14 protein-coding genes are annotated in these 16,189 nt (G+C 70.8%); 5 read left to right on the forward strand and 9 right to left on the reverse strand.

Annotation, left to right across the window (positions count from 1 at the left end; all coding sequences use genetic code 11):
• Window positions 1–19 precede the first annotated feature (19 nt).
• Window positions 20–1,444, reverse strand: coding sequence for an MFS transporter (locus ABZ463_RS14095; protein ID WP_362776099.1), 1,425 nt, complete (start codon window positions 1,442–1,444; stop codon window positions 20–22).
• A 62-nt stretch (window positions 1,445–1,506) separates the two neighbouring features.
• On the reverse strand, window positions 1,507–2,118 hold the full coding sequence (locus ABZ463_RS14100) for a TetR/AcrR family transcriptional regulator (RefSeq protein WP_352011939.1): 612 nt from the start codon (window positions 2,116–2,118) through the stop codon (window positions 1,507–1,509).
• 81 nt (window positions 2,119–2,199) lie between these two features.
• Between ABZ463_RS14100 and ABZ463_RS14105 the strand changes: the two genes are divergently transcribed.
• On the forward strand, window positions 2,200–3,504 hold the full coding sequence (locus ABZ463_RS14105) for a M14 family zinc carboxypeptidase (RefSeq protein ID WP_362776102.1): 1,305 nt from the start codon (window positions 2,200–2,202) through the stop codon (window positions 3,502–3,504).
• A 46-nt stretch (window positions 3,505–3,550) separates the two neighbouring features.
• Here ABZ463_RS14105 and ABZ463_RS14110 read toward each other — a convergent pair whose 3' ends face one another.
• The 3 genes from ABZ463_RS14110 to ABZ463_RS14120 form a co-directional block, all read right to left on the reverse strand.
• Complete coding sequence (locus ABZ463_RS14110; protein ID WP_362776104.1) at window positions 3,551–4,594, reverse strand: hypothetical protein; 1,044 nt, start codon at window positions 4,592–4,594, stop codon at window positions 3,551–3,553.
• A gap of 183 nt (window positions 4,595–4,777) precedes the next feature.
• Entirely contained in the window at window positions 4,778–5,041 is a 264-nt protein-coding gene (locus ABZ463_RS14115) for a hypothetical protein (RefSeq protein WP_362776106.1), read from the reverse strand.
• Between the two features lie 30 nt (window positions 5,042–5,071).
• A complete protein-coding gene (locus tag ABZ463_RS14120; RefSeq protein ID WP_362776108.1) occupies window positions 5,072–5,848 on the reverse strand; it encodes a L,D-transpeptidase in 777 nt (258 codons plus the stop codon).
• Window positions 5,849–5,938: 90 nt separating this feature from the next.
• On the opposite strand from ABZ463_RS14120, the gene ABZ463_RS14125 reads away from it, so the two are divergent.
• Window positions 5,939–6,625 (forward strand): response regulator transcription factor, encoded by a 687-nt coding sequence (locus tag ABZ463_RS14125; RefSeq protein ID WP_362776110.1) that lies wholly within the window; start codon window positions 5,939–5,941, stop codon window positions 6,623–6,625.
• Window positions 6,622–8,409: an ATP-binding protein gene (locus tag ABZ463_RS14130; RefSeq protein WP_362776112.1), complete on the forward strand. Its 1,788-nt coding sequence runs from the start codon at window positions 6,622–6,624 to the stop codon at window positions 8,407–8,409. Before ABZ463_RS14125 ends, ABZ463_RS14130 begins: the two co-directional genes overlap by 4 nt.
• 122 nt (window positions 8,410–8,531) lie before the next feature.
• On the opposite strand, the gene ABZ463_RS14135 is transcribed toward ABZ463_RS14130, so the two are convergent.
• Genes ABZ463_RS14135 through ABZ463_RS14150 form a run of 4 tightly spaced genes read right to left on the reverse strand, consistent with a single transcriptional unit; the run spans window position 8,532 to window position 13,356 of the window.
• On the reverse strand, window positions 8,532–9,299 hold the full coding sequence (locus tag ABZ463_RS14135) for a 3-oxoacyl-ACP reductase family protein (RefSeq protein ID WP_352011932.1): 768 nt from the start codon (window positions 9,297–9,299) through the stop codon (window positions 8,532–8,534).
• Window positions 9,296–10,123: a hypothetical protein gene (locus ABZ463_RS14140; RefSeq protein ID WP_362776115.1), complete on the reverse strand. Its 828-nt coding sequence runs from the start codon at window positions 10,121–10,123 to the stop codon at window positions 9,296–9,298. Before ABZ463_RS14140 ends, ABZ463_RS14135 begins: the two co-directional genes overlap by 4 nt.
• The gene (locus tag ABZ463_RS14145; RefSeq protein WP_362776117.1) at window positions 10,120–11,940 is read right to left on the reverse strand and encodes an ABC transporter permease subunit; all 1,821 of its coding nucleotides are present in this window, start codon (window positions 11,938–11,940) and stop codon (window positions 10,120–10,122) included. The genes ABZ463_RS14140 and ABZ463_RS14145 overlap by 4 nt, the downstream gene beginning before the upstream one ends.
• 15 nt (window positions 11,941–11,955) lie before the next feature.
• The gene (locus ABZ463_RS14150; RefSeq protein ID WP_352011929.1) at window positions 11,956–13,356 is read right to left on the reverse strand and encodes an extracellular solute-binding protein; all 1,401 of its coding nucleotides are present in this window, start codon (window positions 13,354–13,356) and stop codon (window positions 11,956–11,958) included.
• 276 nt (window positions 13,357–13,632) lie between these two features.
• Here ABZ463_RS14150 and ABZ463_RS14155 point away from each other — a divergent pair, with 276 nt between their 5' ends.
• Window positions 13,633–14,793 (forward strand): ROK family transcriptional regulator, encoded by a 1,161-nt coding sequence (locus ABZ463_RS14155; protein ID WP_352011928.1) that lies wholly within the window; start codon window positions 13,633–13,635, stop codon window positions 14,791–14,793.
• A gap of 243 nt (window positions 14,794–15,036) precedes the next feature.
• Window positions 15,037–16,176: an ROK family protein gene (locus tag ABZ463_RS14160; RefSeq protein WP_352011927.1), complete on the forward strand. Its 1,140-nt coding sequence runs from the start codon at window positions 15,037–15,039 to the stop codon at window positions 16,174–16,176.
• Window positions 16,177–16,189: the final 13 nt, after the last annotated feature.

The following is a 16,189-nucleotide window of genomic DNA, read 5'->3' on the forward strand; positions in this document are numbered from 1 at the left end:
GGCGGCCGTTGCGAGGTTCTCATCCCCGGGGGGCGGCGGCCTTCGCCGTCGGACCCGGATCCGGGTGGCCGTCCCGGGTGTGCCGCGCGGCGGCGGGGATCACCAGGGCCGCGCCGACGGCGAGCAGGCCGAGCAGCGCGGAGAGCAGGTAGGTCTTGAGGAAGCCGCTCTCCGCGGGGACCCCCGCGACGGCGCCTGACGCCAGCACCATGCCGCCGAGCTGCGCCCCGAAGGTGCCGCCGACGCTCTTGGCGACGAAGACCACGCCGCTGACCCCGGCCGCCCGGTCGGCGGGCACGTCGGCGGCCACGACGTTGAGCGCGGAGGTGAGACCGATGGAGACGCCCAGTCCCACGACCGTCACCCCGGCCACGATCTGCCACGGGGAGGCGTGCCAGAAGGCGAGCATGGCGGTGCCCGCCGGGACGAGCCCGCTTCCGAGCACCAGCACGGCGCGCCGCCCGAGCAACCTGGTCATCGGCCCGACCAGCGGCGCGACCAGGGTGCCCGCGACGCCCAGCGGGAACATGTACAGGCCGATCCGCAGGGTGTCGGCGCCCAGGCCGTAGCCGGTCTCCACGGGCAGCGACAACATCATCGGCAGCGCGACCGCCAGCCCGAAGGAGGAGAAGCCGAACACGAACCCCATCGCGGTCACCCCGGCCGGGGAACGCCCGGCCAGCAGCCTCAGATCCACGAGCGGGTCGCCGGAGCGGAGTTCGACGGCCGCCCACAGGCCCAGCGTCAGCACCGCGGCCGCGAGCAGGGCAACGGTGGCGGGGGCCGCCCAGCCCCAGCTCGCGGAGGTGGTGAGGCCCAGCATGAGCAGGGCGAGCCCGCCGCCGAGCAGCAACCCGCCCGCCCAGTCGACGCTCCCGGAGGCCGCGCGGGGTGTGGCCGGTACCGTGCGCCAGGCCCACAGCGCCGCCACCAGCGCACCGGCCAGGGTCAGCAGGAACAGCCACCGGTAGCCCAGTGCCGAGGTGAGCGGCCCGGCGAGGACGAGGCCGAGCGCGCTGGCCAGGGCTCCGACGCCGATGACCAGGCCGTTGCCGGTGGCGCCCTGCTCGGGTGCGAGGGTGTCGCGGAACAGGCCGACGGTCAGCGGCAGCACGCCGAGCCAGACGCCCTGCACCGCCTGGCCGCAGATCAGCACGAGCGCGTTGGGCGCCAGCGCGGAGACGAGGGCTCCGGCGCCGGTGACCGCCATCAGGGTGAGCAGCAGGGCGCGTTTGTCGTAGGTGTCGGCCAGGCGGCCGACGATCGGGGTGCTGATCGCCGAGCTGATCAGCCCGCCCGTGAAGATCCACGCGATCTCGGTGGGTGAGGCGGCCAGCTCCCGCTGGATGAGCGGGAGGGCCGGCGACAGCATCATCTCCAGCAACTGGAAGACGCCGATGAACAACACCGGCGCGCCGATGATGCCAAAGCCGGATCGGGACATGGTCGTGCCTTTCGGGTGGGGGGGTTGGTGTACGGCCGCGCGTTCCCCGACCCGCGGCCCGGCTAGGCGGGCCCGAGCACCTTCGGCGTGATCAGGGCGTGCGCGGCGTCGACGAAGAACTCCTCGGAGCCTTCGTGGACACCGAGCACGACGCTCTGCCCGAGCCCGGACAGCAGGCCCTTGAGCGCACGGGCCAGGCGCACGGCCTGCTTCTCCGTGACAGGTGCCCCGTCGTGCCCGCGGCCGGTGAACAGCGCGGCGAGGCCGACCTCGGTCGACCTGATCGAGGCGTTGAGTTTGCCCAGCAGCTCCGGGTCGTTGAGCACGAGGTCGAGCACGCGCGTCTCGAACAGCAGCTTTCCCACGGCGTCCGGATCGGCCGACATCCGCTGGAACCGGCGGGCGACCTCCGCCACGACCTCCTCCAGTGACAGCCCCGGGCCGCAGGCCTCGATCTGCCGCAGGTCGAGCGGGCCGGTGTAGTCCTCGACCATGGCGACCATCAGGTCGTTCTTGCCGCCGAACAGCGAGTAGACCGCCCCCGTCGTCAGGCCGGCCAGCTCGGCGATGTGCTCCAGCTTCGCCTGTGAGCCCTCCTTCCCGACGACCTCACGCGCCGCGTCGATCAGCGCGCGCCTGTTTGCCGCCTTGCTCTCCGCCCTGGTCAGCCGCATGGCGTCGACCTCTCCTCGTCTGCTGTCCGGCAAACAATAATCTGGTTTACTAGAATAATCCAGATTATCAGGAGGCCGAAGATGAACGTCGACCTGTACATGAGCCGGGTGCCCGACTACACCGCGTTCCCGACCGTGGACCGGATGCACGCCGAACTCGACGAACTCGCCGCCGCCCACCCCGACCTGGTACGGCTGCGCCGCATCGGCACCTCCCGCCTGGGTGAACCGCTGCGTGTGGCGACCGTCGGCTCCGGCCCCCACGATGCCGTGATCATCGGCGGCCCCCACCCCAACGAGCCCATCGGCTCGCTCACCGTCAGCAACCTGCTGCGCCAGCTCGTCGAGGACGCCTCACTGCGCGAGGGCCTCGGCTACCGCTGGCACCTCATCCCGTGTGTCGACCCCGACGGGGCCCGGCTCAACGAGGGCTGGTACACCCGGCCGAGCGACCGCCGCGCCTACGCCGAGCACTTCTACCGCCCCGCCGAGGCCGACCAGGTCGAGTGGACCTTCCCGCTGACCGGCGAGGACTACTTCTTCGACCGCACGCTGCCCGAGACCGAGGCGCTGATGCGGCTGATGGACGAGGTCAGGCCCACCTTCGTCTACTCCCTGCACAACGGTGAGCTCCAAGGCGCGTTCTACTACCTCAGCAAGGACGACCCCGCGCTCGCCGCCCGCCTGACCGCCATCGCGACCGCCCAGGGACTGCCCCTGCACATGGGGCCGCCCGAGGTGCCGAGTGCCGTCCCGATCGGCCCCGCCGCCTACCGGACCCCCAGAGGCGCCGAGCTGGGGCCGGTCTACGGCATCGGCGGCGGAAGCGTCGACTACGCCGAACGCTTCGGAGCCCTGCACCTGGTGACCGAGCTGCCCTACTGGGCCGACCCCCGCGTCGCCGACGAGACCCCGACCGGCCAGGGGTACGGCGAGACGCTCCAGGCCGGTCTCACCGCGCAGCGCGCACTCATCACCGAGCTGGCGCGGTCCATGTCGGCGGTCAGGGCGGACCTGACGGTGCATTCACCGTTCCGCCGCGCCCTGCAGGACTTCCTCGACACCTACGAGGACTTCCTCTCCGAGTGGGACTCCTTGCCCGGCGCGGACCGGCCCGCCACGGTGGCCGAGGTGGTCGGCAGCCGGCAGGTCGCGCACAGCATGCGGCTGAGGTACGGCGGAACATGCCTGCGCCTGCTGGACGCCGAGATCGCCGCGGGAAACGTGACCCCTGCCATCCGGGCCGAGCGCGCCCGCGTGAAGGCGCTCTTCGACGCCTGGTTCACCGAGGCCGAAGCCGACGCGACGGCCACCCCGATCCCGATCCGCGCGCTGGTCGCCGTACAGCTCGGGGCGGCCCTGCTCGCGGCGGAGTCGGCGAGGTGACCGGCGGCCCGGAGTCCCCTCCGGGCCGCCGGCCGGTACGAGAAGCTCAGCGGCGGTAGGCCCAGATCAGGCCGTCACGGCCGGAGGGCGCCGCGCCGACCGCCCAGCCGGAACCGCCGCTCTCCAGCTGGATCGCGAGGTCGCGGACGGACGCGTTCCGGTTCGGCGGCGCCGGGAAGACGCCCGGCTCGACGCCGTCGACGCCGATGTGCAGGAACGCGCTGCCTCCGCCCTTGTCGTCGTAGACGACCCAGGCCCCGCCTCTGCCGTCGGGCTCGGCCTGGGCGCGCGGCTGGATGCCCGGTTCGCCACGGACCTCGAAGTTCCAGCTGCCCGGGTAGCCGGACAGCAGCAGGGTCTCCCCGCAGAACTTCGCACCGCCGCACGGCCAGGCGGCCCAGCCGACGGCCATCACCCGGCCGGTCTCGCCGTCCATCGCGACATCCGTCAGCTCCGAGATCTGACCCGGACGCGCGGTCGGGAGCGCAGGAAGCTCGACCGCGCGCCAGGCCTTACCGGTCCAGTGGGCCAGAGCCGCCGTGCCCCGCGCCGAGCCCGCCGCCCACGAGCCGTCGAGTCCCTTGACCACGATCGGCGTGGGGACCTTACGCCACACCGACCCGGCCAGGCGCCGCAGTGTGGACCGCGCCTTCCACCCGGCGGCGCCGGCCTTCGGGAACACGTTGGTGTTCTCGACGACCCACAGGTTCTCCCCGATGGAGTAGGCCCGGTCCACCCGGCCGTGGCTCCACGGCCTGACCTGCCAGCGCCTGCCGTCCCACCGGGCGTATCGCGACGCGCCGAACGCCCAGACCCTGGTGTCGGAGGCCGACGCCAGCCGCTTCACCCGGAAGCCCGGCCCGGTGACACGTTTGAAGGCGGACCGGCCGCCCTTCAGCAGGAGCTGCTCCGAGCCCCTCGTCCCGGCGACCCAGACCGCCCCGCCCGGCGTCACCGTCACCGCGTCGTAGGAGGCGCGGCGGTCGTCGTGGACGACACTCCACTGTCCGGCCGGCGCCACGGCGTGGGCGACGGCCGGCTCCGCGGCGACGAAGAGGGCGACGACTGCAGCGGTGCCGCGAAACAACAATCCCATAAGGGTGAGACGCGCATTCCTGGAGAAAAGTTGCATGCCGACGGGGCGCGACCGGACGGCGAGGGCCCGCATCGGGCCTGCCGGGGAGGGTACGGCGGCGCCGCCGGGTCAGCGGCGGGACCCGCGGACGCCGGGGCGCGGCGCCGCCGGCCCGGTGGCCGCGGCGCCGCGCTTCGGTCAGCCGGTGTAGGACGGCCTGACGACGACGGGCTCCTGCGGACCGGCCTTCCTGACCGAGGGCCGTTCGTCGGCGGGCACCGGAGCCGCCGTGGGCCGGTCCTCGGCCGGTACCGGGGCGGACGTGGGCCGCTCCTTGGCCGGTGCCGGGGCGGACGTGACGGACGGCTTCTGGTCGGCCGCGGCCGTGCCCGCGAGGCCCCCGAGACCCGCGGTCAGGGCCAGCGCCGCGCCGATGCCCACGAGCATTGCTTTGATCTTCATAGGTTTCCCCTGTTCATTTCGAGTCGGGCCTCAGCCCCGTACGACGACCGGAGTACCGATCGCCAGGTTCTTCGCCATCCAGGTGATGTCGTCGTCGCTGACCCGGACGCAGCCGTGACTGGCCCGCGTACCGATGGCCGAAGGCTTGTTCGTCCCGTGGATCGCGAGCTGCCCCGGGCCTCCCGCGAAGCTCCTCAGCACCGGTGAGAAGCCGCTCAGCCCGAAGGCGTAGGCGCCGTAGGCCCCGTCCTGGTCGACGGGCCTCACCAGCTCGGTGAGGAAGTACCGGCCCGGCGGCGTCGGTGTGCCCGCTTCGCCCGTCGCGACCCTGCCCGTCCTGACGGCCCTGTCCCCGTCGTAGACCGTGAACCTGAACGCCCCGCGATCGATCTCCACCCGGTGGGCGGTCTCCGCGAGCGTCACGTCGGCGGCCTTGATCCAGCCCTTGCTGCCGTTCGGCCGGATCGGCAGCAGTACCTGGAGCCACTCGCCCTCGTCACGTTCCACCAGGAATACACGCGTCGCGCCGTAGTCGTTGGGGCTCGTGATCGTCCTCGTCCGCGCCCCCTCCTTGGCTCCGTAGACCGTGATCCGGGATCCCCTGACGCTCGCGATCTTCGAGCTGACACCGCCCGCCGGTCCGGGCCGTGTGGCACGGCTCACGTCGCCCATCGGCTCGGACCGTGTGGCACGGTTCACTCCGCTCGCCGTTTCCGGCCGTACGGCGCTGCTCGTGTCGCCCGCGCAGCCGGTCAGCAGGAAGGCGAGTGCCGCCGCGGCGGCCGTGCGAAGCAGGTTGGTTCTCACCTGCCGCAGCTTGGCGAGAGAATGTGTGAAACCTGTTTGGTTGTCATGCGAATCCCATATGCACCCCCGGCAGGGGCATAACCTCGGCCCATGTGCGCGTACGTGCTGGTCGCCGAGGACGACCCCAAGCAGGCCGAACTGCTCAGCCGGTATCTGGAGCAGGAGGGCCACGAGGTCCTCGTCGTGCACGACGGTCGTTCCGCCATCGACGAGGCACGGCGGACGGATCCCGGCCTCGTGGTGCTCGACGTGATGATGCCGAAGGTCGACGGGCTGGACGTCTGCCGGGTGCTGCGTGCCGAGTCCGACCTGCCGATCCTGATGCTGACCGCCAGGTCGACCGAGGACGACCTGCTGCTGGGACTCGACCTCGGCGCCGACGACTACGTCGCCAAGCCGTACAGCCCGCGTGAGCTGATGGCCCGCGTGCGGACCCTGCTGCGCCGCACCGGGAGGTCCCACGGCGCCGACCGGCAGGTGTTCCAGGCGGGCGACCTCCTCGTGGACCCGGTCAGGCACGTCGTCACCTCGGCGGACACACCGGTGGACTGCACACCCGTCGAGTTCCGGATCATCGAGACGCTGGCCGCCGAGCCGGAGCGGGTGTTCACCAGGAAGCAGCTGCTTGAGCGCGTCCACGGCTTCGACAGGTTCATCACCGAACGCACGGTCGACGTGCACGTGATGAACCTGCGCAAGAAGATCGAGCCTGACCCGCGCCGCCCGGTCCGGCTGCTGACCGTGTACGGCGTCGGCTACAAACTGACCCGCGCATGAGGTCGTTGTTCGCCAGGTTGCTCACGAGTTCCGCCGTCGTCGCGGTCTGCTCGATCACGGCGACCGCGTGGCTGGCCGCCAGCAGCACCTCCGGCGCCATCCGGCAGGAGCAGGGCCAGACGCTGGCCAGCGACGCCCGGATCAACAACAGCCTTCTCGGTTACGCCTCCCGTCACTCGGACTGGTCGGGCGTCGCCACGACCCTGCGCGACCTCGCCGCCCAGAACAACCGCCGTATCGCGCTGGTCACCGAGAACGGCGCCCTCATCGCGGACTCGGCGGCCACCGGGACCGCGCTGCCCGCCAGGGTCTCGGCCGTCGTCGACCCGCTGGCCGTGGACGTGACCCTGGTACCGGAGGCGGCCAAGGACCGTATCGACCCACGCGCGGTGGGTCCTTTCCTGCTGTCGGCCCGTGATCGCGCCCGGCTGAGGAAGGCCGCCGACACCTACGCCGCCTGCGCGGGCCGCACCGGGCAGGCCGTACGGGTGGACGTCTCGAACTCCGGCAGGCCCGTCGTCACGCCGCTCGGCCAGGGGGGCGGTCGGGAGCCGACCCCGGCGCCGAGACCGGCCCCGACCGAGGCTCCCACCGTGATGGGCCCCTGCGACGCCACCGCCCTCAGCAGGCCGACGCGCAGCGAGAAGACCGCGCTGAAACAGCTCAACCTCCTGGTCGGCAGGTGTCTCAAGGGCAAGAGCGAGGAAAAGGGCTCGGTCGGCCTCGACCTCACCTGGGTCTCCCAGGAGAGACAGCCGGCCGCCGAACCCGACCAGACGATCTCCTCCTGCATCGTCACCGCCCGCAGGCAACAGCTCGATCCCTACGTCGCCCCCGCGGCGTACCTGTACATCGGCTCCCCCGCCGAGGGCTCCGGCCAGCGCATCCCGCTGCCCTCGATCGCCGGTGCCGCCCTCCTCGTGCTCGTGCTGACCGTGGGCGTGAGCGTCATGGCGGCCAGACGCCTGGTCAGACCGGTCAACGCGCTCACCCACGCCGCGCAGCGGATGCGCGACGGGGACAGCTCCGCCCGCGTCACGGTCAGGACCACCGGCGAGATCAGCGAGCTCGCCACGGCGTTCAACGAGATGTCGGAACACCTCCAGCGCATGGAGGAGCAGCGCAAGGCCATGGTCAGCGACGTCTCCCACGAGTTGCGCACACCGCTGAGCAACCTCAGAGGCTGGCTGGAGGCCGCCCAGGACGGCGTCGCCGAGCTGGACCCCGCGCTGATCGCCTCACTGGTCGAGGAGACCCTGCTGTTGCAGCACATCGTCGACGACCTCCAGGAGCTCGCCCTCGCCGACGCGGGCAAACTCCGTCTGCACGTCGAGCCCGTCCACCTCGGCGACCTTCTCGACCAGGTGGCCACCGCCCACCGTGGCCGGGCCGAGGCCGCCGGGCTCACGCTGACCACGACGGTCACCGGCGACCCCCCGCTGACCGCGGATCCGGTACGGCTCCGCCAGGCCGTCGGCAACCTGGTGACCAACTCCCTGCGCTACACCCCACGTGGCGGGCACATCACGCTGGGCGCCCGTCAGGACGGCGACCAGGTCGTCGTCGAGGTGACCGACACGGGGATCGGGATCGGCGCCGAGCACCTCCCCCATGTCTTCGACCGGTTCTGGCGGGCGGAGAAGTCCCGTAACCGCCAGACCGGCGGCAGCGGGCTCGGACTGGCCATCGTGCGCAACCTGGCCGAGGCGCACGGCGGCACGGCCACGGTCGCCAGCGTGCCGGGCGTCCGCACGACGTTCGCCCTGCGTCTTCCGTCGCGGTGACGCCGCGCCGCCGGGGGCGTACGCGGCGCCCGTGGCTCCCGGATCCGAGTCCCCGGCGCCTCCTGCGCCATGCCGCTCGTTGTCCGCTCGCTTGCGCCGCTCCTGGAAAGCCTCCGCCGCTCCTAGAAGAGGGTGAATCCGCCGTCGATCACCACCACCGAGCCCGTCATGAAGCTGGAGGCCTGGCCTGCCAGGAAGACCACCGCCGGGCCGAGTTCCTCAGGCAGGCCGTACCGCTTCATCGCGGCGGGCTCGACGCACCATTCGCGGTACTCCGGCTGGTCCACGGGGGACGCCTCGGTGAGGATGTAACCGGGGGCGAGCGCGTTGACCCGTATCCCGTACGGTGCCCACTCGGCGGCCAGAGCCTTGGTCAGCTGGTGCACCGCCGCCTTGGAGGCCAGATACGCGGGCTGCCACCGGGGCCGGTTGACGATCATGGCCGACATGGAGCCGATGTTGACGATGCTTCCGCCGCCCCGCTCGGCCATCCGCGCGCCGACCGCCTTGCTGCAGTACCAGACCCCGTCCAGGTTGGTGGCCAGCACCTCGCGCCAGAGCTCGTCGGGGGTGTCCAGAGCCGCCCGGCCGATGCTGATGCCGGCGTTGTTGACCAGTACGTCGATCGGGCCGAGCCGCTCGCCGACCAGCTCGACCATCCGATCGACCTGGACCGGATCGGTCACCTCAAGACCGACGGGCAACGCGGTGATCCCGGACGCCTGGAGCTCACCGGCCGCTCGCTCGGCGGCCTCGACGGTGCGGGCGGTCACCGCGACCGCCGCCCCCGCCTCACCCAGTGCCTGGGCCAGGGCCCGGCCGATGCCACGGCTGGCTCCGGTGACCACGGCCACCTTGCCCTGCAACGAGAACGAATCCAAGACGGTCATGTCGTCTTCCTGTCGGTTGGCTGTCGTGCGGTCCAGTGCAGCGTCATCGAGAAACGCAACGGTGCTCCGGGCTCGACGATCTGGTAGTGGTCGGTGTTCAGGCCGTTGACCGGCCCGGACAGTGGTTCGACGCAGACGGCGTCGGCTTTGGTCTCACAGACGATCCAGTGACCGGCCGCACTGGCGACGGTCAGGTCAAGCGTGGGCCAGCGAAGGACCGGCGGGCTCGCGACGGCGGTGAAGGAGTCGTCCCACGGCCGCGGGCCGGTGGAGGCGGACAGATGCCGCGGGATGCCGTCCTCGTCACAGACATAGCGCAGACCGGGTTCGAAGCGGTAGGCGAGCTCCGGCCCGCCGTCGATCCTGCGCGCGAACCACGGGTGGAAACCGACGATCGCCGGCATGGCGCGGCGTTCGTTGGTCACCGTGGCGCGTACCGTCAGCGCGTCCGGCGTCAGCTCGAACTCCTGCCGTACGGCGCCGCCGAACGGCCATCGCCCGTCCAGCTCGATGCCGACGGCCGCTCCGAGGGTCGCGGTGCCGTCGACGGTCCAGGGGCGGTCGAAGACGAGACCGTGCAGGGCGTGCGGGGCGAGGTTCGCCGGTACCGTCCACTCCCGCCCGGCGAAGGTGAACCGGGCCCCTTCCAACCGGCCGACGAACGGCGCCATCAGGAAACTGCCGTACATGATCCGGTCCAGGCCGGCGGGGCCCGCGCCACCGGCGCCCAGCAGCTCCGCGTCGCCCACTCGCAGGGAGGTCAGGCGGCCGCCGTCTTCGGGGTCCACCCGGACGGCGGCGGCCCCGGCGGTCAGTTCGATCATTTGACGCTCCCCGCGGTCAGTCCTCCCACCAGATGCCGCTCGACGGTGATGAACAGCACCACGACGGGCACCGTCGCTATCAGCGAGGCGACGAAGAGGTATTGGTAGTTGGTCTGGTTGAGGCCGACCAGTTGCTGGATGCCGACCGGCAGGGTGACCCGCTCATGGGTCGGGTCGTTGAAGACGGTCAGCGAGATGACGAACTCGTTCCACACCTGGATGAAGGTGAAGACCAGCGCGGTCACCAGCCCCGGGCGCACCACCGGCAGCATGATGCGCAGCATCCGGCGCATCGGCCCGAGCCCCTCCATCATGGCCGCCTCCTCGATCGCGAAGTCGACGCCGGCGAACTGGCCGTTCATGATCCAGGTGACGAAGGCGAGGTTGAACGCCGCGTTGACCACGACGATCGCCCAGTACTGGTTGACCCCGTCGACGTAGACGACCTCCTGGTAGATGCCGACGACCAGGGCGACCGGGGCGAGGACCTGCGTGATCAGCACAAGGTTCAGGAAACCGGTCCTGCCGGTGAACCGGTTGCGAGCGGTGTAGTACGCGGCCGGCACCGCGATCACCATGACCAGCGCGGTCGAGGCGGCCGCGATGATCAGGCTGTTGCGCAGCAACATGGTGAGCGGCAGCACGTCCCACACCTTCACCCAGTTGCTCCACTCCCAGTGCTGCGGCAGGTAGGTGGCGGGCACCGCGTAGAGGTCGGCGCCGTCCTTGAACGAGGCCAGGAACATCACCGCGTACGGGGCCAGGAAGAACGCCGCGACGACCAGCCCGGCAAGCGGCAGCGCCACCGGGCGCACCCGCCGCCACACCCCCCGGTCCGCCCGGCCGGGCGCCACCACCGGGACGGGGCCCGCCGGAGGCCGCCGGCTCCATCGCCGGCCCAGCCGCTCGGTCAGCGCCGCCCAGGCGCGGCCCAGCCACGTCTGCCGTTCCTTGTCACCGTTGACCGCACGCAGGTACAGCAGCACCACGACGATGAGTATCAGGACGTTGAACACCGAAAGCGCGGCTCCCTCCCCGGTGTTCAGCTGCTGCCGGAAAGCGATCTTGTACGCCCAGGTGAGGGTGATGTCCGAGAAGTTCCCCGGGTTGCTCCCGGTGATGACCCAGATCACCGGGAACGAGTTGAACACGTAGATGGTGACCAGGATCGTGGCGATCACCAGGGCCGGGCGGAGCAGCGGCAGGGTGATGTATCGGTATGTCTTCCACGGCCCCGCGCCGTCCAGCTTTCCGGCCTCGTACACCTGCGGATCGATCGCCTGCAACCCGGCCAGCAGAACATAGGTGGTGAACGGGATGGTCACCACGATTCCCACCCCGACCACCGACCAGAAGGCGTACCGGGGATCCTGGTACCAGCCGATCGGCGCGCTGATCACGCCGAGGTCCATCAGGAACCGGTTGACGATCCCGTTGCCGCCTTCGAGCATGTACCGCCACACCGTCGAGGTCATCACCAGCGAGGTCGCCCACGGCACGATCAGCGCCCAGCGCACCAGGCGCCGCCCGAAGAACCGCTTGTTCAGCAGCTGTGCCAGGCCGAGCGCGGCGACGATGGACACGCCGACCACGAGCAGCACCCACACCACCGTGTTGCTCAGGACGTTGACCAGCGCCGGTTCGGCGAGCAGGCGGCGGTAGTTGGCCAGCCCGGCGAACCCGTGGCTCACCCCGGTCTCGTCGGTGAGCTGCAGCGACGTCCACACCATGCGCAGTGCGGGCAGCGTGATCACCGCGATGATGAGCAGAACGCTCGGCGAGATCCAGGCCAGCGACCGCCATGTGCGGTGCCGCATCCTCGGTGTCACGGCTCAGCCGCCGTTGCCCTGCGTCGCCGCGGTCTGGACCTGGTCCAGAACCGACTTGGTGTCCGCACCGGGGGTCAGCGCGGTGCCGAGCTGCGCCTCAAGGGTGCCCTGCGCCTTCGGGAAGCCGGGGTCGGTCGACGGGTAGAACTTCGCGATCGGCAGCAGATCCAGGTACGGCGCGAAATCGGGCTCGTCCTTCAGGGCGGCGGACGCCGTCTTTGTGGTCGGCAGGAAGCCCTGGCTCGTCAGGAAGCGCACGTAGTTGTCGGTCTGGTAGAAGAAGTTCAGGAACTTCGACACGGCCTCCGTGTTGCCCGGGTTCTTGAACGACACCAGATAGTCCTGCACCCCCAGGGTGAACGGCTTGGTGCCCTTGTTCACCGGGATGGGGGCGATGCCGTAGTCGACGGTGGAGTTCCACTGCTTGAACAGGCTGGGAGCGAAGCTCGCACCCATGATCATGCCCGTCTGACCGTTGGCGAACGGCCGGAAGACCCCGTCGGTGCGGTTCGTCTGACCCGGGTTCGGCTGTGTCACCTGGTAGACGTTGGCGAGGCAGCTGAGGAAGTTCAGGCTCTCGACGTTCCGATCGCTGCTGACGCTCCACTGGTCGTTCGACTTCCAGTCGCCGCCGTTGGACCACATCCACAGGGACCACTCGCCCTGGTTCTCCTCGCCGCCCAGCGGCAGGCCGTACCCGGTGTACCCGGCCGCCTTGATCTTCTGCGCCGCGGCCACCAACTCGGCCCAGGTGGCCGGGGGCTTGTCGATCCCGGCCTTGGCGAAGATGTCCTTGTTGTAGAACAGCGCGCGGGTGCTGGCGATCAGAGGCAGGCCGTACTGGCTGCCCTTGTAGAAGCTGTTCTCCTTGAACGACGGGATGAAGTCGTTCCCGACCTCCGGGGAGACCAGTGAGTCGATCGGCTGGAGCAGTCCGTTCGCGGCCCATCCGGAGAACTTGTTCTGGTTGAGGACGTCCGGATACTGCTTGGTCTGGATCATCGTGCTGACCTGCTGGTCGATGTTGTTCCAGTCGATGATCCGGATGTTGACCTTGTATCCCGGGTTGGCCGCCTCGAACTTGCCCGCGAGGTCCTTCCAGTACGCCTCGGTGGTCCCGGTGTAGGCGCCGCCGACGAAGTTGATGGTCTTGCCGCTCGCCGCGGTCTTGGGCAGCCCGGTTCTGAGCGAGGCCTGCTGGACGTGGAGGCTCCGGCCGTCTCCGCCCGGCCGCTTCGGCGACGCGCCGGCGCCGGCCGCCGCCCCACTCGTGATCTTGTCGCAGCTCGCCTGGTCGAGGGCGGCCCCCGAGGCGGAGGGGCCACCCGCCGCACAACCCGTGGCCGCCAGCACCGTGCACGCACTCACCAGCGAGAACAGCTGAGCCCTGCGCCTTACTCTCATGTCACACCGTTTCCTGCTTGAAGCTCTACCTCGCCGGGGGTGGATCAGAGTCGCGAGGTTAGTTAAGGGTAACTACATACCCACCCCTGTCAATAGGTTTCGGTCTGCCGTATTAGATGGTTTAGGTGTCAACACATCAGGTAGATCGTTTGAGTTACGGATCCATGTCGCCCTCACCCGAACCGGTATGTCAGAATCCCGTACATACCTAGTGAGAGCGGTAGTGCGGTGTGGCCACCTAGCGAGACCCCCCGGTTCGGGCAGCCGACCGTCCTGATGACCGCGGTCAAGGCCGGGCGCGTCAACCAGGGCCGGGTACTGCAGGCGCTTCACGACCTCGGTCCGCTGTCCCGGGCCGATCTGGCCCGGTTGACCGGAGTCAGCCGGGCCACCATCGGATCGATCGTGCAGCCCCTCCTTGAGGGAGGGCTGCTCGTGGAGGGCGAACCACAACGCGGCGCCGCCCCCGGCGGCAAGCCTGCCCGTCCGCTGTGGTTCGCTCCGGACAGCCCGCCCCTGGCCGCGGTGCACCTGGTGCCCGGCTGGGTGGAGGCCGCGCTGGTGAGGGCGGACGGCGGGATCCTGGCCGTCGCCAGCGGGCGCTTCCGGGCCACCGCCCCCGCCGCCACGGTGGTCGACTGCGTGGTCGACCAGCTCAACGCGGTCCTCGCGGGAAGCACGGCCCGGGCCCTCGGCGTGGGCATCGCGGTCGGCGGCATCGTCGAGTCGACCAGCGGAACCATCGTCGCCTGCAACCTGATGCCGGAGCTCTCCGGCCTTCCGCTCGGCCCTCTGGTCTCCGAGCGGATCGGCCTGCCGGTCCACCTCGATCTGCACCCCCGGGCCCAGGCCATAGGCGACCGCTGGTCCGGTCCAGGCCGAGGCGAACAGTCCTTCGCCTCCATCTACATCGGTGAGGCGATCGGCGCGGGCCTGTTCCTCAACGGCGCCATCCACTGCGGACCCGCCGGGGCCGGCGGCGAGGTCGGGCACACCGTCGTGGACATCCGTGGACGAACCTGCCGATGCGGCCAGCGCGGCTGCTGGGAGACCGTCGCCACACGCGACTGGCTGCGCGAAGAGGCCGCCCGGCTGCGCCTACCGGCCGCGCGGGCGATGACCACGGCGCTGCTGGCCGGCCTGTCGGCCGCGGGCGACGCCGACGCCAGGGAGTTGTTCGAGCGGTACGCCCACAACATCGCCCTCGGTGTGGTGAACCTGCAGCAGATCCTCGCCCCGGGCCTGTTCATCCTGCACGGCGACGTGACCGCCGGTGGCGAGGCGCTGCGCGGCCGCGTCGAGCGGCAGGCACGCAGCCGCCTTCCCGCGCGGTCGGCGGCCGGACCGCAGATCACCTTCGGCCCCGCTCATGACCGCACCACCCTGCTCGGCGCAGCCGGTCTGGTGCTGTCCCGATCCTTCCCGCTCGTCGGCTGAACCCGCGCCCGGAGGAGGAGCACATGCCAGCGATCACGTGTCACAACGGCCACCGGCGCGAGCCGTATATTGAGGCGGGGGAAAGATCACGCACGACCACGCCCTGCCTGGGCACGCCGCATTGGGTATTCCGTCTGGATCGAGAGGGGCTGTAGCGTGCCGTCGGATTGGACGCGCCCGGAGACACCTGCTCCGCCGCCCCGGCCTTACTCACCGCTGATCTCCCCGAACACGGTCAGCCAGGTGAACCGCGCCCGGGTGCTGCAGGCGCTCTACGACGTCGGCCCGCTGTCCCGCGCCGACCTGGCCCGGCTCACCGAGGTCAGCCGGGCGACGATCGGCTCCATCGTGCAGCCGATGATCGACAGCGAGATGCTGGCCGAGGGCGACCCCCAGCCCAGCAGCGCGGCCGGCGGCAAACCGTCGCGCCCGCTGTGGTTCTCTCCCAACAGCCCTCCCATCGCCGCCGTCCACCTGCTGCCCGGACACGTCGAGACCGCGCTCGTCAGCGCGGGCGGCACGATCCTGACCACGGCGAGACGCGAGTATCCGGCGGACACCCACGACACCGGCCTGGTCGTCGGCGCGGTCGCCGACGCGCTGGAGGAGCTGTTCGCCCCGAACCGGCCGGCCGCCCTCGGCGTGGGCATCGCGGTCGGCGGCATGGTCAACACCGACAGCGGCACCATCGTGCAGGTCAACCTGGCTCCCGGTCTGGCGGGCCTGCCGCTCGGCCCGCTCATCGCCGACCGCACCGGCCTGCCCGTCTACGTCGACCTGCACCCGCGCGTCCAGGCTCTCGGTGACCGCTGGTTCGGGCAGGGACGCGGCCTGTCCACCTTCGCCTCGCTCTACGCCGGAGAGGCGCTCGGCGTGGGACTGGTGCTGAACGGTTCGGTGCACCGCGGGCCCGGCGGCGCGGGCGGCGAGATCGGGCACAGCATCGTGCAGGTCGACGGCCTCCCCTGCCACTGCGGTCAGCGCGGCTGCTGGGAGACCATCGCCACACACCGCTGGTTACGCGAGGAGGCGGCCCGGCTCAATCTGCCCTCGGCGCCCACGTTGACGGTCGGGCCGCTGACCCGCCTCGCCGCCAAGGGCCACCCCGGGGCGGCGCAACTGTTCGACCGGTACGTCGACAACCTCGCCGTCGGCATCACGAACATCCAGCAGATCCTCGCCCCCGGCCTGTTCATCCTGCACGGCGACGTGGTCGCGGGCGGCGAGGCGCTGCGCGGCAAGATCGAGCGGCAGGTACGTCAGCGCACCGCCGCCCATCCGGGCAGCCAGCCGCAGATCGCGTTCTCCGCCCTGCACGACGACTCCACCCTCCTCGGCGCCGCCGGGCTCGTGCTCTCCCACTTCCTCCAGCTCACCCCCTGAGGCGGCCTCCCGG

Source organism: Streptosporangium sp. NPDC020145, assembly GCF_040631275.1.
Classification (GTDB): domain Bacteria; phylum Actinomycetota; class Actinomycetes; order Streptosporangiales; family Streptosporangiaceae; genus Streptosporangium.

Excerpts from the sequence above, each read along its gene's own strand:
- ABZ463_RS14150 (WP_352011929.1), bottom strand. The coding sequence starts at position 13,356 with ATGAGAGTAAGGCGCAGGGCTCAGCTGTTCTCGCTGGTGAGTGCGTGC.
- ABZ463_RS14155 (WP_352011928.1), top strand. The coding sequence starts at position 13,633 with ATGACCGCGGTCAAGGCCGGGCGCGTCAACCAGGGCCGGGTACTGCAG.
- ABZ463_RS14140 (WP_362776115.1), bottom strand. The coding sequence starts at position 10,123 with ATGATCGAACTGACCGCCGGGGCCGCCGCCGTCCGGGTGGACCCCGAA.
- ABZ463_RS14115 (WP_362776106.1), bottom strand. The coding sequence starts at position 5,041 with ATGAAGATCAAAGCAATGCTCGTGGGCATCGGCGCGGCGCTGGCCCTG.
- ABZ463_RS14095 (WP_362776099.1), bottom strand. The coding sequence starts at position 1,444 with ATGTCCCGATCCGGCTTTGGCATCATCGGCGCGCCGGTGTTGTTCATC.
- ABZ463_RS14135 (WP_352011932.1), bottom strand. The coding sequence starts at position 9,299 with ATGACCGTCTTGGATTCGTTCTCGTTGCAGGGCAAGGTGGCCGTGGTC.
- ABZ463_RS14105 (WP_362776102.1), top strand. The coding sequence starts at position 2,200 with ATGAACGTCGACCTGTACATGAGCCGGGTGCCCGACTACACCGCGTTC.
- ABZ463_RS14125 (WP_362776110.1), top strand. The coding sequence starts at position 5,939 with ATGTGCGCGTACGTGCTGGTCGCCGAGGACGACCCCAAGCAGGCCGAA.
- ABZ463_RS14130 (WP_362776112.1), top strand. The coding sequence starts at position 6,622 with ATGAGGTCGTTGTTCGCCAGGTTGCTCACGAGTTCCGCCGTCGTCGCG.
- ABZ463_RS14100 (WP_352011939.1), bottom strand. The coding sequence starts at position 2,118 with ATGCGGCTGACCAGGGCGGAGAGCAAGGCGGCAAACAGGCGCGCGCTG.
- ABZ463_RS14145 (WP_362776117.1), bottom strand. The coding sequence starts at position 11,940 with ATGCGGCACCGCACATGGCGGTCGCTGGCCTGGATCTCGCCGAGCGTT.